Origin of the sequence: Pseudomonas sp. Kh14 (assembly GCF_900291005.1) — a bacterium.
Classification (GTDB): Bacteria; Pseudomonadota; Gammaproteobacteria; order Pseudomonadales; family Pseudomonadaceae; genus Aquipseudomonas; species Aquipseudomonas alloputida.
In genome coordinates this window covers 1-242 of record NZ_OLKJ01000271.1, presented here as the reverse complement: position 1 = coordinate 242, position 242 = coordinate 1, and the positions used below count along the sequence as shown (strand labels likewise).

Below are 242 nucleotides of genomic sequence, written 5' to 3'. Positions count from 1 at the left end.
GGTCTACACTGACCAAATCTTCTTCTTTCCCCTCCTTCTCTTTCTTCTTCTCCTTCGGATTCTCTCCCTCTTTTCCAGCAGAGACTTTGCCTTTCTTCATCAGGGTGACAAACTTTCCTGTCCATTTCAGGGCATCCTGGGGAGGCATCGTTTTTCTGGTAGGTTTCGCGGAGGTCTGAAAAATCAAATCATGAAGGGGGACTCCAGTCTCCAGAGATTTCTGAATTGCAGAACCAATCTGC

1 protein-coding gene is annotated in these 242 nt (G+C 47.1%); it reads right to left on the bottom strand.

The annotated features are described in order from the left end of the window. Positions 1 to 242: hypothetical protein (locus FQ668_RS28745; protein ID WP_178097259.1), on the bottom strand; the 242-nt coding region annotated here is incomplete at both ends.